The following is a 396-nucleotide window of genomic DNA, read 5'->3' as shown; positions in this document are numbered from 1 at the left end:
GCGCATGTCCAGACCCCACGTGCGCCTGCTCGGCCAAGGCATCCGGTACCTGACCACCCTGCGCGGCGGAGGCTCCGCCTTCCCCGGCCTCGTGATGGAGCGGCTGCACCCCGGGTTCGTGGCCGAGGAGCTCGCGAAGCTGCCGCACGGCGTGGTGCTCATCAGCGGCACCAACGGCAAGACGACCACCGCGCGCCTCATCGCGCACCTGTTCTCCGCCCAGGGCCTGCGCGTGGGCATGACGAATACCGACGGCGTGTACGTGAACGGCCGCCAGATCGACAGCGGCGACTGCTCCGGCCCGCGCAGCGCGCGCAACGTGCTGCTGCACCCCGAAGTGGACGCGGCCGTGTTCGAGACCGCGCGCGGCGGCATCCTGCGCGAAGGCCTGGGCTT

1 protein-coding gene is annotated in these 396 nt (G+C 72.0%); it reads left to right on the top strand.

Annotated features, from left to right (window positions below; translation table 11 throughout):
- Positions 1-19: 19 nt before the first annotated feature.
- Positions 20-396, top strand: a 377-nt coding sequence (locus IR141_RS12945) for a Mur ligase family protein (protein WP_245231752.1), incomplete at its 3' end; no start/stop codon positions are given.

It is taken from the genome of Neisseria sp. 19428wB4_WF04 (assembly GCF_015235335.1).
GTDB classification, from domain to species: Bacteria; Pseudomonadota; Gammaproteobacteria; order Burkholderiales; family Neisseriaceae; genus Neisseria; species Neisseria musculi.
The sequence above is the reverse complement of the archived record's forward strand: the minus strand, read 5'-3'. Positions and strand labels throughout refer to the sequence as shown.